Genomic DNA, 15,526 nt, shown 5'->3' with positions numbered 1-15,526 from the left:
AGGAGAACGAACGATGCGAAACATTGAAACCCGTACCACTAAAACCGGACCGGATGATGCTGGACTCAACCTGTTGCTGACTGAGGCACGTAAAGAAGAACGCCGGGGACGCGCAGATGTGATGGCTGCGCGTCTGGATTCTTTAGCTGCTCGTATCGTGTCACGTCAGCTTAACCACACGGAAGCGGCTGAGCTGCTACGTCAGGAAGCTGTGAAGATTCAGAACGAAGCGCAGGAGAACCACTGATGGCTGATTCAATGGACCTTGTACAGCAGCGCGTTGAAGAAGAACGCCAGCGCCACATCCACACCGCCCGCAATAAAACGCCGGGCGTTTCCCGTGTTCTCTGCATTGATTGCGATGCACCGATCCCGCCAGCACGCCGCCGCGCCATTCCGGGCGTGCAGTGCTGCGTCACTTGTCAGGAAATCGCAGAGCTGAAAGGCAAACACTACAATGGAGGTGCTGTATGAGCACCATCCTGAAATGGGCGGGAAATAAAACCGCCATCATGCCGGAACTGATTAAGCACCTTCCCGCTGGTCCGCGACTGGTTGAACCTTTCGCGGGTTCCTGCGCTGTGATGATGGCGACAGACTATCCTCATTATCTTGTCGCGGATATTAATCCAGACCTGATAAATCTTTATAAGCATATTGCATTTGACTGCGAGAAATTTATTTCAAATGCAAAAGGATTCTTTTCAGGCACAAATAGCGCTGAGTCTTATTACAACATCCGGCAGGATTTTAATCATTCTGCTAAAACCTCCGATTTCTGGAAAGCTGTATTTTTCCTTTATCTTAATCGCCATGGTTATCGTGGGCTGTGCCGCTATAACTTGAGCGGTCATTTTAATGTTCCTTACGGCAATTATAAAAATCCGTATTTCCCTGAAAATGAAATACGCGCTTTTGCAGAAAAGGCTCAACGCGCAACGTTTATTTGTGCCAGCTATGACGAAACACTGGCGCTGCTGCAGGCTGGTGATGTTGTTTATTGTGATCCGCCATACGATGGCACGTTTAGCGGTTATCACACTGCCGGTTTTACGGAGGACGATCAGTATCATCTGGCGTCTATTCTTGAACGCCGGTCATCAGAAGGTCATCCGGTGATCGTGTCCAACAGCGACACATTCCTGACCCGTTCGCTTTATCGTAATTTTACCCGCCATCGCATCACTGCAAAGCGCAGCATGGGTGTGGCTGCCGGTGAGAGTAAATCTGCATCTGAAATCATCGCCATAAAATTAGCAGACTGGTTTGGTATCGATTTGGCGTCCGGTCCAGATATCTCGGTGGAAACTGAGGTGTGGGCGTGGCAGTGATTAAATTCACGTTACATAATGCACCAACCACCGGCGGCTCGAATGAGGCCGCCGTGGCCTTTTCATGGAATAACCCTAAAAAAGCGGTTAATCCCTATCTGGACCCGGTGGAGGTTGCGCCGGAGTCTGCGCTTTCAAACCTGATCGCCCTTTACGCTGCGGATAACGAGCAGGAGCAGTTGCGCCGTGAGGCGCTGAGCGATGAGGTCTGGGAACGCTATTTCTTCAATGAATCCCGTGATCCTGTCCAGCGCGAAATGGAGCAGGACCGGCTGATTAGTCGTGCCAAAATGGCGCGCGAGCAGCAGCGTTTTAATCCCGATCTGGCCATTCTGGCTGACGTTAACGCCATGCCGTCCCATATCAGCAAGCCTCTGCTGGAGCGGATTAAATATTTCCATAGTCTGGGCAGAGCAAAAGCCTATTCCCGCTACCTGCATGAAACCATCAGGCCCTGTCTTGAGCGGCTGGAGCGCGTGCGTGACAGTCAGGTGTCTGCGTCTTTCCGGTTCATGGCGAGCCACGACGGGCTGGAAGGGCTGCTGGTACTGCCTGAAATGAATCAGGAACAGGTCAAGCGCCTTTCAACGCTGGTAGCGGCACATATGAGCATGTGTCTTGATACAGCTTGCGGTGATCTGTTTGTCAGCGACAATGTTAAACCAGAAGAAATCCGCCAGGCATGGGAAAGGGTTGCCGCAGAAGTCATGCGCCTTGAGGTCATCCCGCCTGCCTTTGAGCAGCTTCGCCGCAAGAAGCGCCGCCGCAAGCCGGTACCTTATGAACTGATCCCACCGTCGCTGGCGCGTATGCTGTGCGCGGACTGGTGGTATCGCAAACTGTGGCAGATGCGCTGCGAGTGGCGGGAGGAGCAACTGCGCGCCGTCTGCCTTGTCAACAAAAAAGCGTCCCCGTATGTCAGCTATGAAGCCGTGATCCATAAACGCGAGCAGCGCCGCAAATCGCTGGAGTTCTTCCGCTCGCATGCGCTGGTCAACGAAGACGGCGACACGCTGGACATGGAAGACGTAGTGAACGCCAGCAACAGCAACCCGGCACACCGCCGTAATGAAATGATGGCCTGTGTTAAGGGACTGGAGCTGATAGCGGAAATGCGCGGAGACTGCGCGGTGTTTTATACTATCACCTGCCCGTCACGCTTCCACGCCACCCTCAACAACGGCAGGCCTAATCCGAAATGGACCAGCGCCACTGTCCGGCAGAGCAGTGATTATCTGGTTGATACCTTCGCCGCTTTCCGCAAGGCAATGCACAAGGCCGGGCTGCGCTGGTATGGTGTCCGGGTGGCAGAGCCGCACCACGACGGCACCGTGCACTGGCATCTGTTGTGCTTCATGCGCAAAAAAGACCGCCGTTCCATCACCGCACTGCTGCGTAAGTTTGCCCTCCGTGAAGACCGCGAGGAGCTGGGCACCAATACTGGGCCGCGCTTCAAGTCCGAGCTTATCAACCCGCGTAAGGGGACGCCGACCAGCTATATCGCCAAATACATCAGCAAGAACATCGACGGGCGCGGACTGGCTAAAGAAATCAGCAAAGAAACCGGCAGATCACTGCGTGACAGCGCCGAGCATGTCAGCGCCTGGGCGTCACTGCATCGTGTCCAGCAGTTCCGTTTCTTTGGTATTCCGGGGCGTCAGGCATACCGCGAGCTGCGCTTGCTGGCTGGTCAGGCGGCAAGAGTGCAGGGTGAACGCAAAGCGGGCGCGCCGGTACTGGATAATCCGCGTCTGGATGCGGTACTGGCGGCGGCTGATGCGGGCTGCTTTGCCACCTACATCATGAAGCAGGGCGGTGTGCTGGTTCCCCGCAAACATCACCTTGTCCGCACGGCCTACGAGCTTAACGAAGAACCGAGCGCCTACGGCGATCACGGTATCCGTATCTATGGCATCTGGTCCCCGATTGTAGAGGGCAAGATTTGCACGCACGCGGTGAAGTGGAAAAAGGTTCGTAAGGCTGTTGACGTTCAGGAGGCGACAGCCGACCAGGGCGCTTGCGCCCCTTGGACTCGTGGCAATAACTGTCCCCCTGTTGAAAATTTGAACCAAACAGTGGGTGATATTCCCGATATAACCATCATGGATGAAACCGAATTGAAGGAATATTTGCACGGTATTAGCCAGAAGGAACGGCGTGAGCTTGCGGCCCGTATGCGGCAGGTAAAACCGAAGCGGAAAAAAGGATATAAGCAACAAATTTCGCAGCAGCAAGGGCTGCAGCTTGAGGCCGAATTGAGTTCCAGAGGCTTCGATGGTAGCGAATCAGAGATTGACCTGCTTTTGCGCGGTGGCAGTATTCCGTCTGGTGCCGGGCTACGTATTTTTTACCGCAACCATCGCCTGCAGGAAGATGATAAATGGCGTCAGTGGTATTGAGATAACAGGATTAACAATTCCTGCTCTTATTGATCAGTGTCAGAGCTATCTGATTGAGAATAAAAAAGCGTTTTACAATTATAAATCCCTATTATACTGTATATATAAACAGTGGTTATACATGCAGTTATGTGGTGTATCTGAAGTAATGATAGGAGGGAAGATGCAGGACTATTTTCTGGAGTCGTTGAAGCTCCAGCGCATTGATTTTTTTATCAAGCTTGTAGCGGCTAGTGAGTGTGACGACGAAGAAAAGCAACTGGCTATCCAGTGGGTTTCTGAGTTAACGGATGAACTGATGGCGAAGATTCGTGCTCATGAATACAACCGCTCAATGGATCTTCCCGGTTAGCAGCAGGAACGTTGCTGGCGCAAGAACTAGCTTCTTACGTCAGCAAGGTTGAACAACGAGTACAGCGAGGCGTTAGGTGTGGCGTTCATTTAATGAGTGATAGTCTGCTCTGCGATGTGAGTTCAACAGATGGACGCAAGGCCCTCCTTTTCCTATTTAATTGAGTCCAGCAACAAATCACAGTTACTCTCATTGTAGAGAGAACGGGCAACTACTGTAACCTGCTTTCCATTCATTCCCGGCTTACCCCACAACATTGCCTCTTGCGACGCCACAAATTCAGCATAATCAATTATGCGCTGTTCGCGATCTGGTTCTTCATAGCCTAAGTATGAGAGCGCATCGTTGTAAGCGTGGTAAGCAGCTTTCTGTAATATCTTAATATCGGCTGTAGGTACTTGCCCCGTGTAGTTAGGATCTAATTGTGTGCTACTGCCATAGAATGCACACGAAAGGTAAGATATTGATTTCTGTTGTGCTTTAGTTCCTTTCTCATAGTTATTATCTGTTGCAGCCTGAACTGGAGCGCTAACAAAACTGGCAACCAGAGTTAAAATTAATACGTAAAAGCTTCTCATTTTGACCTCAGCCGAAACGTTAGAGACTACCGGAGTCTGTAAAACTCGTGGCAATTCAGTTTGAGATCTTCCCACTTACCTCATTTTTAATCAAACATATGCTTTTGTAAGCATCTCTGTTAGCCGAATTATGCACTTTTAGAGGGCTCCCGACATACTGATTATGCCCGCGGCGTAAAGCCCGATTCACTTCACTCGTCTGCGCATGCCTATGCTGCATGAGATCGCATGATCGTGTGAGGATCGTTTTCGCTAAGGTCCGCCAGAGCCGGCAGGCTTTTGCTTATGTCATGCAGGTGCATGAAAACCGCTGCATAAAGCGGGCAGGCGTGGCGGGGATACGAGCGCGCGCTTAGGCCAAAAAACATGTTTGTAAACCGTACATTCAGAGAAGAGAGATGCGCTTTACAGATATATTGAAAATCTGAGAAAAGCTAAAAAATTATGATTTGAGTGGTTTACTAAGACTTAACAGTAAGGGTAATATCTATAGAATCGTTCACAAAAAAACAAATGACTATGCAAAAGGCAAATCTTTGGGACTGGGTTAAGGCTATAGCCACTATAATTATAGTTCTGTTTCTTTCTCTTAAATTTTATAAATCCACTTTTACAATGAATTTTGATTTCATTGCTTTATTATCAACAGTATTGGCATTGTTTTCTGTTGGTTTGTCGGCAGTATTCTATTTTAAGGCTACTGAGACGAGTAATGATTTTTATAATAATACTTTTAAGTTTACAAAAGATATTGCGGATTTATTGATCCGAATTGAAAGTGGGTTTGGTGAGAGATTAAAAAGCCTTGATGAAGGTTATAGCTCCATGCGTAACATAATTACTCCGCCCAAAAATTCTGTAGTGAGTCAGACGAAAGAAAAAATTGAAGATGAACAAAATGAATTAGATAAAGTCAATGCTGAGAGAACGAAGTTAATAAATAAGCTTTTGGAAAAAGCAAACCTAGAGCATGAAGAAAAAGAAAGCATTAAAAAAGAACTCAAGGCAAAAGAGGATGAGTCACAAAAGTTACAGTTTGAATTAACGAAGCTAAAGAAAAGGTTGTTTGCAGAGCGAATTTCTAATCGAGACGAACAAGGTTCCAGTGGAACAGTACGCTCTATTTCTAACGAGGAAATTAATGATAGGATTAAGAATTTTATTCGTATCAAGATTATTCCAGAAATCATTGAGGCTTATGAAGTTAATGATCTTGAATCTGTTCCATCATCTAGCCAAATACAAAGCTTCTTTAATGAGAGAGTTTGGGATGGTGGAAGATCGTTATTTTCGAAAGATATGATTCGCGTAGGGTATTGTATAGCTAATGAAGGGATAACTATTAGTGGGGCAAGGTTTATACGCAGTCTTTTAAGACGACAGTTGAATGAATGAATGAATGTTATTAATATGGGAGGTGTTACCTCCCATATTATAATTTGTGGTTTTAATTTTAGCATGCTAATCTAAGGTGTATTTCGTAAAATGCAATATGTCATCTTCTAACCATTGATTTATTTCTTCCATTCTTTTTTGTAGTGGTAATAACTCATTCCGCACAAATACATTAGCTGCCTTCTCCACATCCCCAAATCCGCCAACGTTACTTGGCATAATTCCCATCATCTGCGGCGGTACACGATGTGCTGCCATCATGTCATCGCGGCTCACGTTCTTGATGTTCAAAAACTCATCCTTTGCCGCCACCTCTGACAACGGGATGATCTGAATCCCGTCCTTTTTTCCGTTGGGTGAGTACATAAACAGGTTGCGGAAGTTGCCCGGCCCTTTGGCGCTTTTCATGGCCTGGCGGATGTTGTTCACGTCCTCCTGATTCTGCGCGGCGTCGGTCATGTACATGATGAAACCCGCGTGACTGCCGTTGATGTAGTACTTGCGGCGGAACAACGTGGCTGACTCGTTCAGCAGGGCGGAAGGTATGGCGGACAGGTATCCCGGCAGACCGTAAATCTCTTGGTTTAAGTCCGGTTCCATCAGGTGGAAGATGCTGCCTTTGGTGAACTCGTAAGGCTGCGTGGTCATGCCGTATTGCACAAACCAGTAGGTGTCGAGGTCGATCCCGCGACGGGTGTATTTCGCTAGCGATGGCTCCAGCGACAAAATACCGCCCAGACGGTTCGTCCGTTTCTCCAGATAGGCGTTCCCAAATACCAGGTAGTCCTGCACGAAGCGGCTGAATGCCTGCTGGCTCAGCAGCGGATGGGGAATAAAGGTGCTGGTCAGGATGTTGCGCTTAACGGCAATCGGTGAGCTGTGGTGCACGGCGGCGCGAAAGGTGCGGGCCAGGCCGTCAAAACTCACGGGCGGCTCATACCACTTGTCCATCTGCACGCATTCCACGTAGTCCAGCAGTTCACGGCGGTCCAGCACCGGGATCGGATCGCCAAAGCTGAAAGCCTCGGCAGTTACGCCTGCGTTTTTAGGCGCTGTATCTTCTGTTGGCTTTGTGCTGGTTAAGGCTTCGGGTTCACTCATCAAAAAATCTCCACAATGTTGCTGGTATTGGCGGATTCGCCCTGCAGTGGTTCGTTAAACAGTGCGTGCATCGTTGCCCAGGCCAAATCTGCGTGGCTCGCTTCTTCGCTGCGGCTGGCTTCGTAGGTAGGGCGGTTTCCACTGGCGGTGGTGGCGCGGCGGATAGCCATAAAGGACTGCGCAATGTCGGTGTGCCCGGCGTCAAACTCGAGACGGCGGTGGCTGATAATGTCGTACGCCTTGAGCACCAGGGCGTTTTTGACATTGGGGTTGTAGACAAACTCCCGGACAGCGGGAAAGAACGCTTTTACGTTCTCATAAACACCGTGCCCGACGCCGGTCGAGTCGATGCCGATATAAGTCACGTTGTACTGCTGCGTCAGCTTTTTGATGGCATCAGCCTGGGCGCGGAAGTCCATCCCGCGCCACTGGTGACGCTCCAGAATGCGGAACTTTCCGCCCGGCACCGTGGGTGGTGCCATAACCACGCAGCCTGCGCTGTCACCGTTCTGCGTACCTTTCGCAGGGTCGTAACCGATCCAGACTTCCCGCCAGCCAAACGGACGCAGTGCCAGCGCCTGAAAATCGGTCCAGACTTCCCAGCTGTCCACCATGCACGCCTGCAGCTCGCTGAGCGGGAATACTGACGCCAGATCGTCAATAAATTCGCACATCAGAAGGTTCTGGTATTCGTCCGGACTGTACTCCATGCGCAGCTGGTCGAGGTCGAACAGGTTACAGCCTCCGCGCACCGCATCTTCTACGGTGACGATCTGGCGGTACTGTCCGTCAGGGCAGAGCAGGCCGCGCGCAAGGTTGCTGTGGGTCAGGTCAATATCCACCTTGTCCGCTTTGGCACGGCCCCGGTTAAACAGCGCGCCGGACCAGAACGGATAGGCGCTGTGGGTCAGGCTGGACGGCGTGGAGAAGTAGGTTTGTCGCCATTTCTTGTGAATGGCCATACCGGAGGCAACCTTGCGCAGCTCCTGGAATTTCGGTATCCAGAAATATTCATCAAGGTACAGGTTGCCGTGGTAGCTCTGAGCCGTGCGGGCGTTGGTGCCGAGGAAGTACAGGCACGCGCCGTTGCTGAGGGTTATCGGGTCGCCTTTCAGCTCAACATCCACCTCTTTTGCAAAGTCGATGATGTACTGCTTAAAAACGTGCGCCTGTGCCTTACTGGCTGAGAGAAAAATCTGGTTGCGCCCCGTGGTGATGGCGTCAATCAGCGCCTCACGGGCAAAAAAGTATGTTGCCCCGATCTGGCGTGATTTAAGCAGGTTGCGAATGCGGTGTTTTACGCCTGCCTGCCACCAGTGTCGCTGATATTCAAACATGCCGTTGCGGAAGATTTCTTCCAGCTTTTCGGTCTGTTCATCAGTGAAAACATTCTTTTCGGGCTGGCGGCGTGGCCCTTTGTTACGGTTGGCAACTTTCGGGTTTAAGTCTGCTTCGTTCCCGCCATCGTTAAACTTACCGATCCGGGCGTGGCGTTCTGACTGGCGCGCAAGCAGGTCAATTTCCTTGAAGTCTTTCCCTTCTTTCTGCTCCTTCATGATGAGCTGGCAGTAACGGGCGGCGGTGGTGAGCTGCATCTGATCCAGCGGCCCATACTCGCCCCATTTATCGCGCTTCTTCCAACTGTGAACGGTTGCAACTTTTTCGCCCAGCATTTCAGCAATGCGGGCTACGCGGTATCCCTGAAAGTACAGCAGCATAGCCTGCCGACGGGGATCGAGGTCTGCGGGGGTCAGTGTCGTGTTCATGGCCCCCAACATACGGCCTAGCCTGACGGCTTTCCCCGGCTGCGGTTTGTGTGGCTGACCGTACAAGTGGCGCGCGTTGTTTCACTCCCCCCATCACCGCAAACATAAGGCTCCAGTAAGTTTTTTCTAACGGAGCACGGCTCATGACAGTGAAAGCAAAGCGTTTCCGTATCGGGGTGGAAGGTGCCACCACTGATGGACGCGAGATCCAGCGTGAATGGCTGGTACAAATGGCTGCCAGCTACAACCCGACGGTCTATACCGCGCAAATTAACCTTGAGCACATTAAAGGCTACTCACCAGATGGCACGTTTAAGCGTTATGGGCATGTCACCGGCTTAACAGCCGAGGAAATCACAGAAGGGCCTCTAAAAGGGAAAATGGCGCTGTATGCCGATATTAATCCGTCGCCTGATCTGATCAGCCTGATTAAGCAATGGCAAAAACAATTCACCTCTATGGAAGTCAGTCCGAAATTTGCTGACACCGGAAAAGCCTACCTTGTTGGCCTGGCTGCCACTGATGATCCGGCGAGCCTTGGTACCGAAATGCTGGCATTCAGTGCCAGTGCTAAACAGAACCCGCTGGCTAACCGCAAGCAGAGTCCTGAAAACCTGTTTACCGCCGCCGAAGAAACGCTGATCGAACTGGAAGAAGCCCAGGACGAAAAGCCGTCCCTCTTTGCCCGCATCACCGCGCTGTTAACCAAAAAAGAGCAGACCGATGAGGCGAGTTTCTCCGACGTGCATAAAGCCGTGGAACTGGTTGCCACCGAGCAGCAGAACCTGAGCGAGCGCACGGATAAATCCCTGACCGAACAGGACAAGCGCCTTTCTGAGCTGGAGTCCTCACTGCAGGAGCAGCAGGCCGCCTTTGCCGAGCTTGAGCAGAAGCTGAGCCGTGAAGACAGCCGTAAAGACTACCGCCAGCGCGCGCCGGGCGGTGACGCACCGGCAGGCACCCTGACCAATTGCTGATGGAGCATAAAACCCGATGAAAAAAAATACCCGCTTTGCCTTTAACGCTTACCTGCAGCAACTGGCGCGTCTGAACGGTGTGGAAGTTGAAGAACTGTCCAGCAAGTTCACCGTGGAGCCGTCTGTGCAGCAGACGCTGGAAGACCAGATCCAGCAGTCCGCTGCTTTCCTGACGCTGATTAACATCACGCCGGTCACTGAGCAGTCCGGGCAGTTGCTGGGGCTGGGCGTTGGCAGCACCATTGCCGGGACCACCGATACCACCACCAAAGAGCGCGAGCCTACCGATCCGACGCTGATGGAAGACGTGGAATACAAATGCGAGCAGACCAACTTTGATACGGTGCTGACCTACGCAAAACTGGACCTGTGGGCGAAATTCCAGGACTTCCAGGTGCGTATCCGCAACGCCATTGTCAAGCGTCAGGCACTGGACCGCATCATGATCGGCTTTAACGGCGTGAAGCGCGCCAAAACTTCCAATCGTGCTGAAAACCCGCTGCTGCAGGACGTCAATAAAGGCTGGCTGCAAAAAATCCGCGAAGACGCGCCGGATCACGTCATGGGCAGCACAACAAAAGACGGCGCAACGACTGCAGGCGCGGTCAAGGTGGGGAAAGGGGGCGACTATGCCAACCTGGACGCCGTGGTGATGGATGCCGTCAATGAGTTGATCGATGTGGTTTATCAGGATGATGACGATCTGGTTGTCGTCTGCGGACGTGAACTGCTTTCTGACAAATATTTCCCGCTGGTCAACAAAGAGCAGGACAACAGCGAGAAAAACGCCGCCGATCTGATCATCAGTCAGAAACGTATGGGCGGCCTGCAGGCTGTACGCGCGCCTTTCTTCCCGGCAAAAGCCCTGCTGATCACCCGTCTGGATAACCTGTCCATTTACTGGCAGGAAGACACCCGCCGACGTTCTGTTATCGACAACCCGAAACGTGACCGGATTGAAAACTTTGAATCCGTCAACGAGGCGTATGTGGTCGAGGACTACCGCTGCGCGGCGTTGGTTGAAAACATCGAAATCGGTGATTTCAGCGCGCCTGCCGCACCGGAAGGTGGGGAATAACGCATGAGCCTGAGTCCCGCACGGCAGCACCGCCTGCGCATTCAGGCCGAACAGGCCGCCCGTGAGGGCGGCAGTGTTCGCCATGCGTCGGGCTATGACCTGATGCTGCTGCAACTTGCAGAAGACCGCCGCCGCCTCAAGGGCGTCCAGTCCACGGTGAAAAAGGCGGAAATCAAGGTGGAGCTGCTGCCGAAATATTCCGCCTGGGCGGAGGGGGTGCTGGCTGCCGGAGGTGCGCAGCAGGATGACGTGCTGATGTACGTGATGCTGTGGCGTATCGATGCCGGTGATTATACCGGTGCGCTGGAAATCGGGCGTCATGCGCTGCGCCATGGCTGGGTGATGCCGCTGGGCAACCGTAACGTGCAGACCGTGCTGGCAGAAGAAATGGCAGACGCGGCGCAAAGCGCTCTGCTAGCCGCTGCCGGTTTTGATGCCGATCTGCTTTTGCAGACGCTGGACCTGACAGCCGATCTGGATATGCCGGACCAGTCGCGGGCACGTCTGCATAAAGCCATCGGCGCTGTACTGAGCGAAAGCAACCCGGCATCTGCCCTGAATCACCTTACCCATGCGCTGCAGCTCGATCCCCGCTGTGGCGTGAAAAAAGAAAAGCAGCAGCTGGAGCGCAGACTGCGCAATGACAGCCGCTAAAGAACGTGCCCCGCGCACGGGCGGCACGGGGTGGCGAAAGGCACTGCCACATCAAAATCCCGTCCACCGCCCACTTATTCAGGAGAAAGCCGCATGAAGTTTGTTGCGCCCGAACAGGAACCGGAACAGGCGGAGGTCATCAAAAATACGCCGTTCTGGCCTGATGTGGACCTGTCGGAATTTCGAAGTGTGATGCGTACTGACGGCACGGTGACGCAGCCGCGTTTAAAGCAGGTTGTGCTGACGGCTATTTCTGAGGTTAACGCTGAGCTGTACGACTTCCGCCACCGTCAGCAGATGCTGGGCTGGCAGACACTTGCAGACGTTCCTGCAGAAATGCTGGACGGCAAAAGCGAGCGTATCCAGCACTACCACAACGCTGTTTTTTGCTGGGCGCGCGCTGTGCTCAATGAGCGTTATCAGGACTATGACGCCACGGCGTCAGGCGTGAAGCGAGGGGAGGAGCTGGCGGAGGCCAGCGGCGATCTGTGGCGTGATGCCCGCTGGGCAATCAGCCGGGTGCAGGATGCACCGCACTGTACGGTGGAGCTTATCTGATGAAAGTGCGTGCGCATCAGTATGACACGGTGGACGCGCTTTGCTGGCGTCATTACGGGCGCACGCAGGGTGTCACTGAGCAGGTTCTGCAGGCAAATCCGGGGCTGGCTGAGTACGGCCCATTTTTACCGCACGGGCTGCAGGTGGAGCTGCCGGACATTACGGCGTCAACCACGGCGCAGACCGTCCAGCTATGGGACTGAATTATGACGCTTGAACGAATCAGCGCCTTTATCACTTACTGCATCGCCGTGCTGCTGGCATGGCTGGGCGATCTGTCGCTCAAGGATGCGTCAACGGTTGGCGGCGTACTGATTGGTGTGCTGATGCTGGCTATCAACTGGTACTACAAACACCAGTCTTTCAAATTGTTACGTGGCGGCAAGATTTCGCGGGGGGAATATGAATCCTTCAATCGTTAAGCGCTGCCTTGTCGGGGCGGTGCTGGCTATTGCTGCCACGCTGCCCGGTTTCCAGTCGCTTCATACCTCCGTTGAGGGGCTGAAACTGATTGCCGATTACGAGGGGTGCCGCCTGCAGCCTTATCAGTGCAGCGCGGGCGTGTGGACCGACGGGATCGGCAATACGTCCGGTGTGGTGCCGGGCAAAACCATCACGGAACGGCAGGCGGCGCAGGGACTTATCACTAACGTACTACGCGTGGAGCGGGCGCTGGATAAATGTGTGGCGCAGCCGATGCCGCAAAAAGTCTATGACGCGGTGGTGTCGTTTGCTTTCAACGTGGGCACCGGCAACGCCTGCAGCTCCACGCTGGTTAAGTTGCTGAACCAGCGGCGCTGGGCAGATGCCTGCCATCAGCTGCCGCGCTGGGTATATGTCAAAGGTGTGTTTAATCAGGGGCTGGACAATCGCCGCGCGCGGGAAATGGCCTGGTGCTTAAAAGGAGCATAACGGAATGAAAAAGAAAGTCATGAGCGTTTTTTTCCAGCTGGCATGGGCTGCGCTGTTGGTTATCAGTCTGCTGTATCCGCGCAGCGGTGCGCCGGTTCTGGTTGGTGCGTCTGTCTGGGTGTCATGCTTCCTCGCCTGGCTATTTGCTGCGCTGTGCGCTGTCGGGTGGTTAGCCGGAGAGCGGGCGCGCGATGAGATCAGGGCGGCATTAATCAAATTCCGTGCGCACCCCGTAAAACCCGTGCGTACCTGGGCTTTCAGGTTGCTTATTGTTATGTGCCTGGCGTTTTCGGGATGGGTGATCACCCTGGTGTTTTACCTGCTGACGCTGGTTTTGTATCAGATTGCCCGCGCGCAGCTTCATGAGCCGATGGTGGCCTGATGCGTGCGCTGGCGGTAGTGCTGGCGCTGGCGCTTGCGGCGCTGGGCTGGCAGTCGTGGCGGCTTAACAATGCCAGCCACGCCATCGAGACGCTGGGCGCGGCGCTGAAAAGCAAAAAGCAGGAGCTGACGAAGAAAAACAGCCAGCTGATCGGCCTGTCCATTCTGACCGAAACCAACAGCCGGGAGCAGACGAGGCTTTATGCGGCAGCGGAGCAAACCACCGCACTGTTGCGCAACCGTCAGCGCCGGATCGAGGAGCTAAAACGTGAAAACGAGGATTTGCGCCGCTGGGCTGACACTCCTTTGCCTGCTGACATTATCCGGTTGCGGGACCGCCCGGCCCTCGCCGGAGGTGCAGCTTACCGTGAGTGGTTGTCCCAGAGTGACGCAGTGCCGCCTGGAAAGGTCAGCACCGCGCAGTAACGGCGATCTGAATGCGGCGCTGGATGAAACCGAGGCCGCCTGGGCGGTCTGTGCTGACAAAGTGGACACGATCATTGCGTGTCAGGAGCGAGACAGTGAACAAACCGCAGTCCTTACGCAGAGCCCTGAATAAAGCGGTTGCTTATGTCCGCAGCAACCCGGACAAGCTGCACCTTTTCGTTGATAACGGTTCACTGGTGTCAACCGGGGCCAGCTCCATGTCATGGGAATACCGCTACACCCTGAACGTGGTGATCGAGGATTTCAGCGGTGACCAGAATCTGCTGATGGCTCCAGTCCTGCTGTGGCTAAATGACAACCAGCCGGACGCTATCAATAACCCGGCGCTGCGCGAAAAACTGTTCACTTTTGAAGTGGATATTCTGCGCAACGATGTGTGCGATATCAGCATGAACCTGCAACTGACGGAACGTGTGCTGGTCAGCACTGACGGCAGCGTGTCGAGCGTTGAAGCGGTGCCGGAGCCGGACGAACCAGAGGAAATGTGGACGGTGAAACGTGGATGAACTGCAGAGGGTGGATGACTGGCTGACGGCGCTGCTGGCAAATCTGGAACCCGCCGCACGCAGCCGTATGATGCGGCAGCTGGCGCAACAGCTGCGCCGGACGCAGCAGCAGCACATCAGGCTGCAGCGTAATCCTGACGGCAGCGGCTATGAGCCGCGCCGGGTGACAGCCCGCAGCAAGAAGGGGCGCATCAAACGCCAGATGTTTGCAAAGCTTCGCACCACAAAATACCTGAAAACCACAGCCAGTGCGGACTCCGCCAGCGTGCAGTTTGATGGCAAGGTGCAGCGCATTGCGCGGGTTCACCATTACGGCCTGCGTGATCGCGTCAGCCGCAAAGGGCCGGAGGTTCGCTACTCGCAGCGCCGCCTGCTGGGCGTGAATGTTGAAGTGGAGACACTGACACGCGATATTTTGCTGCTCTGGCTGGCTGATTAGTTTTTATTTTTGTTGGATCGGGCCAAATCTATTAACTCATAAATTAGTTTTTCTTGAGGGAGGTTGGGCGTTTTTTCAAAATTTATATTGTGTTTTCTAAGGGTTTGAATTAGGTCTTTGAATTCAGAAGTAGAACCTCTGGAAAGTAAAAATGAAATTGTTTGATTTTCATAATCATTAGTCATTTGCATGTTGTATTTTATAAAAATAATTAAGAGTCTAAGCGTGTAGCCTATAAACATAATTGCTGTGAAGAATATGAGGTACGGCGCAGCAACAGAAATTGCTTCCTTAATAGTGCTTTCAGCAGATGTTTCGCTAGCTGTTGTGATAAAACCGCTGCGTTTTATACCTAACTTGTTATCCTTTATTTCTTGATTGAGATCACTTAACGATTTGACCGCTGAATTGGTTTTTTCAATAATTGCAATTAAGTCTTGCAGACTTCCTGATTTCTTTTCTTGAGTGTGATAATACAAAATGCTGGAAAGGAATAAAATCACCATAAATAATGAAAGGGAGATGATGGAATAGGTTGCAATTTTTGATTTTTTTGTTCTCCTTTGTAAGGAAAATAATATTTTATCGTATTGATCAGGTTCTAAATTCATTATCTCTACTCGTTAGTTTAATTAAGCTTTGTGCCATTTAT

Annotated in this window: 22 protein-coding genes; 18 read left to right on the top strand and 4 right to left on the bottom strand. The window is 52.6% G+C overall.

Annotated elements, in window-relative coordinates:
- Positions 1-13: 13 nt before the first annotated feature.
- The 5 genes from ABLV17_RS17205 (at position 14) to ABLV17_RS17185 (ending at position 4,082) form a co-directional block, all read left to right on the top strand.
- Positions 14-247, top strand: coding sequence for a DUF2732 family protein (locus ABLV17_RS17205; protein WP_308957805.1), 234 nt, complete (start codon positions 14-16; stop codon positions 245-247).
- A complete protein-coding gene (locus ABLV17_RS17200; RefSeq protein ID WP_000785510.1) occupies positions 247-474 on the top strand; it encodes a TraR/DksA family transcriptional regulator in 228 nt (75 codons plus the stop codon). The genes ABLV17_RS17205 and ABLV17_RS17200 overlap by 1 nt, the downstream gene beginning before the upstream one ends.
- Positions 471-1,331: a DNA adenine methylase gene (locus ABLV17_RS17195; protein ID WP_308957804.1), complete on the top strand. Its 861-nt coding sequence runs from the start codon at positions 471-473 to the stop codon at positions 1,329-1,331. The genes ABLV17_RS17200 and ABLV17_RS17195 overlap by 4 nt, the downstream gene beginning before the upstream one ends.
- Entirely contained in the window at positions 1,322-3,730 is a 2,409-nt protein-coding gene (locus tag ABLV17_RS17190; RefSeq protein ID WP_308957803.1) for a replication endonuclease, read from the top strand. The genes ABLV17_RS17195 and ABLV17_RS17190 overlap by 10 nt, the downstream gene beginning before the upstream one ends.
- A gap of 163 nt (positions 3,731-3,893) precedes the next feature.
- Complete coding sequence (locus tag ABLV17_RS17185) at positions 3,894-4,082, top strand: hypothetical protein (RefSeq protein WP_087762248.1); 189 nt, start codon at positions 3,894-3,896, stop codon at positions 4,080-4,082.
- A gap of 152 nt (positions 4,083-4,234) precedes the next feature.
- Here ABLV17_RS17185 and ABLV17_RS17180 read toward each other — a convergent pair whose 3' ends face one another.
- A complete protein-coding gene (locus ABLV17_RS17180) occupies positions 4,235-4,660 on the bottom strand; it encodes a hypothetical protein (protein ID WP_308957802.1) in 426 nt (141 codons plus the stop codon).
- Positions 4,661-5,173: 513 nt separating this feature from the next.
- Between ABLV17_RS17180 and ABLV17_RS17175 the strand changes: the two genes are divergently transcribed.
- Positions 5,174-6,055 carry a hypothetical protein gene (locus tag ABLV17_RS17175; protein ID WP_308957801.1) on the top strand — a complete coding sequence of 294 codons (882 nt, stop codon included), beginning with the start codon at positions 5,174-5,176 and terminating at the stop codon, positions 6,053-6,055.
- A 66-nt stretch (positions 6,056-6,121) separates the two neighbouring features.
- Here the strand turns inward: ABLV17_RS17175 and ABLV17_RS17170 are convergent, their stop codons facing one another.
- Positions 6,122-7,156, bottom strand: a complete 1,035-nt coding sequence (locus ABLV17_RS17170; RefSeq protein WP_308957800.1) for a phage portal protein — start codon at positions 7,154-7,156, stop codon at positions 6,122-6,124.
- Positions 7,156-8,922, bottom strand: coding sequence for a terminase ATPase subunit family protein (locus ABLV17_RS17165; RefSeq protein ID WP_308957799.1), 1,767 nt, complete (start codon positions 8,920-8,922; stop codon positions 7,156-7,158). Before ABLV17_RS17165 ends, ABLV17_RS17170 begins: the two co-directional genes overlap by 1 nt.
- 143 nt (positions 8,923-9,065) lie before the next feature.
- Here ABLV17_RS17165 and ABLV17_RS17160 point away from each other — a divergent pair, with 143 nt between their 5' ends.
- From ABLV17_RS17160 to ABLV17_RS17105, 12 genes are all read left to right on the top strand, one after another.
- Positions 9,066-9,899, top strand: a complete 834-nt coding sequence (locus tag ABLV17_RS17160; RefSeq protein ID WP_047079473.1) for a GPO family capsid scaffolding protein — start codon at positions 9,066-9,068, stop codon at positions 9,897-9,899.
- Between the two features lie 16 nt (positions 9,900-9,915).
- On the top strand, positions 9,916-10,977 hold the full coding sequence (locus ABLV17_RS17155) for a phage major capsid protein, P2 family (protein ID WP_308957798.1): 1,062 nt from the start codon (positions 9,916-9,918) through the stop codon (positions 10,975-10,977).
- 3 nt (positions 10,978-10,980) lie between these two features.
- Positions 10,981-11,631, top strand: a complete 651-nt coding sequence (gene gpM, locus ABLV17_RS17150; RefSeq protein WP_047079474.1) for a phage terminase small subunit — start codon at positions 10,981-10,983, stop codon at positions 11,629-11,631.
- 93 nt (positions 11,632-11,724) lie between these two features.
- The gene (locus ABLV17_RS17145; RefSeq protein ID WP_308957797.1) at positions 11,725-12,189 is read left to right on the top strand and encodes a head completion/stabilization protein; all 465 of its coding nucleotides are present in this window, start codon (positions 11,725-11,727) and stop codon (positions 12,187-12,189) included.
- Positions 12,189-12,392: a tail protein X gene (locus tag ABLV17_RS17140; protein WP_000868184.1), complete on the top strand. Its 204-nt coding sequence runs from the start codon at positions 12,189-12,191 to the stop codon at positions 12,390-12,392. The genes ABLV17_RS17145 and ABLV17_RS17140 overlap by 1 nt, the downstream gene beginning before the upstream one ends.
- Before the next feature lie 3 nt (positions 12,393-12,395).
- Positions 12,396-12,611: an HP1 family phage holin gene (locus ABLV17_RS17135; RefSeq protein WP_000171565.1), complete on the top strand. Its 216-nt coding sequence runs from the start codon at positions 12,396-12,398 to the stop codon at positions 12,609-12,611.
- Entirely contained in the window at positions 12,592-13,101 is a 510-nt protein-coding gene (locus tag ABLV17_RS17130) for a lysozyme (RefSeq protein ID WP_063447397.1), read from the top strand. The genes ABLV17_RS17135 and ABLV17_RS17130 overlap by 20 nt, the downstream gene beginning before the upstream one ends.
- Before the next feature lie 4 nt (positions 13,102-13,105).
- Positions 13,106-13,483 (top strand): DNZ54_00345 family protein, encoded by a 378-nt coding sequence (locus ABLV17_RS17125; protein ID WP_308957796.1) that lies wholly within the window; start codon positions 13,106-13,108, stop codon positions 13,481-13,483.
- A complete protein-coding gene (gene lysB / locus ABLV17_RS17120; RefSeq protein ID WP_308957825.1) occupies positions 13,480-13,908 on the top strand; it encodes an Rz-like lysis system protein LysB in 429 nt (142 codons plus the stop codon). Before ABLV17_RS17125 ends, lysB begins: the two co-directional genes overlap by 4 nt.
- Positions 13,793-14,041, top strand: coding sequence for an Rz1-like lysis system protein LysC (lysC, locus tag ABLV17_RS17115; RefSeq protein ID WP_308957824.1), 249 nt, complete (start codon positions 13,793-13,795; stop codon positions 14,039-14,041). The genes lysB and lysC overlap by 116 nt, the downstream gene beginning before the upstream one ends.
- Complete coding sequence (locus ABLV17_RS17110) at positions 14,004-14,435, top strand: phage tail protein (protein ID WP_308957795.1); 432 nt, start codon at positions 14,004-14,006, stop codon at positions 14,433-14,435. The genes lysC and ABLV17_RS17110 overlap by 38 nt, the downstream gene beginning before the upstream one ends.
- A complete protein-coding gene (locus tag ABLV17_RS17105) occupies positions 14,428-14,874 on the top strand; it encodes a phage virion morphogenesis protein (protein WP_308957794.1) in 447 nt (148 codons plus the stop codon). Before ABLV17_RS17110 ends, ABLV17_RS17105 begins: the two co-directional genes overlap by 8 nt.
- Here ABLV17_RS17105 and ABLV17_RS17100 read toward each other — a convergent pair.
- On the bottom strand, positions 14,871-15,485 hold the full coding sequence (locus ABLV17_RS17100; protein WP_213200557.1) for a hypothetical protein: 615 nt from the start codon (positions 15,483-15,485) through the stop codon (positions 14,871-14,873). The two genes, ABLV17_RS17105 and ABLV17_RS17100, sit on opposite strands and share 4 nt — an antisense overlap.
- Between the last annotated feature and the right edge of the window lie 41 nt (positions 15,486-15,526).

Source organism: Klebsiella sp. CN_Kp091 (assembly GCF_040065095.1).
In the GTDB taxonomy this organism is placed as follows: Bacteria; Pseudomonadota; Gammaproteobacteria; order Enterobacterales; family Enterobacteriaceae; genus Klebsiella; species Klebsiella aerogenes.
The sequence above is the reverse complement of the archived record's forward strand: the minus strand, read 5'-3'. Positions and strand labels throughout refer to the sequence as shown.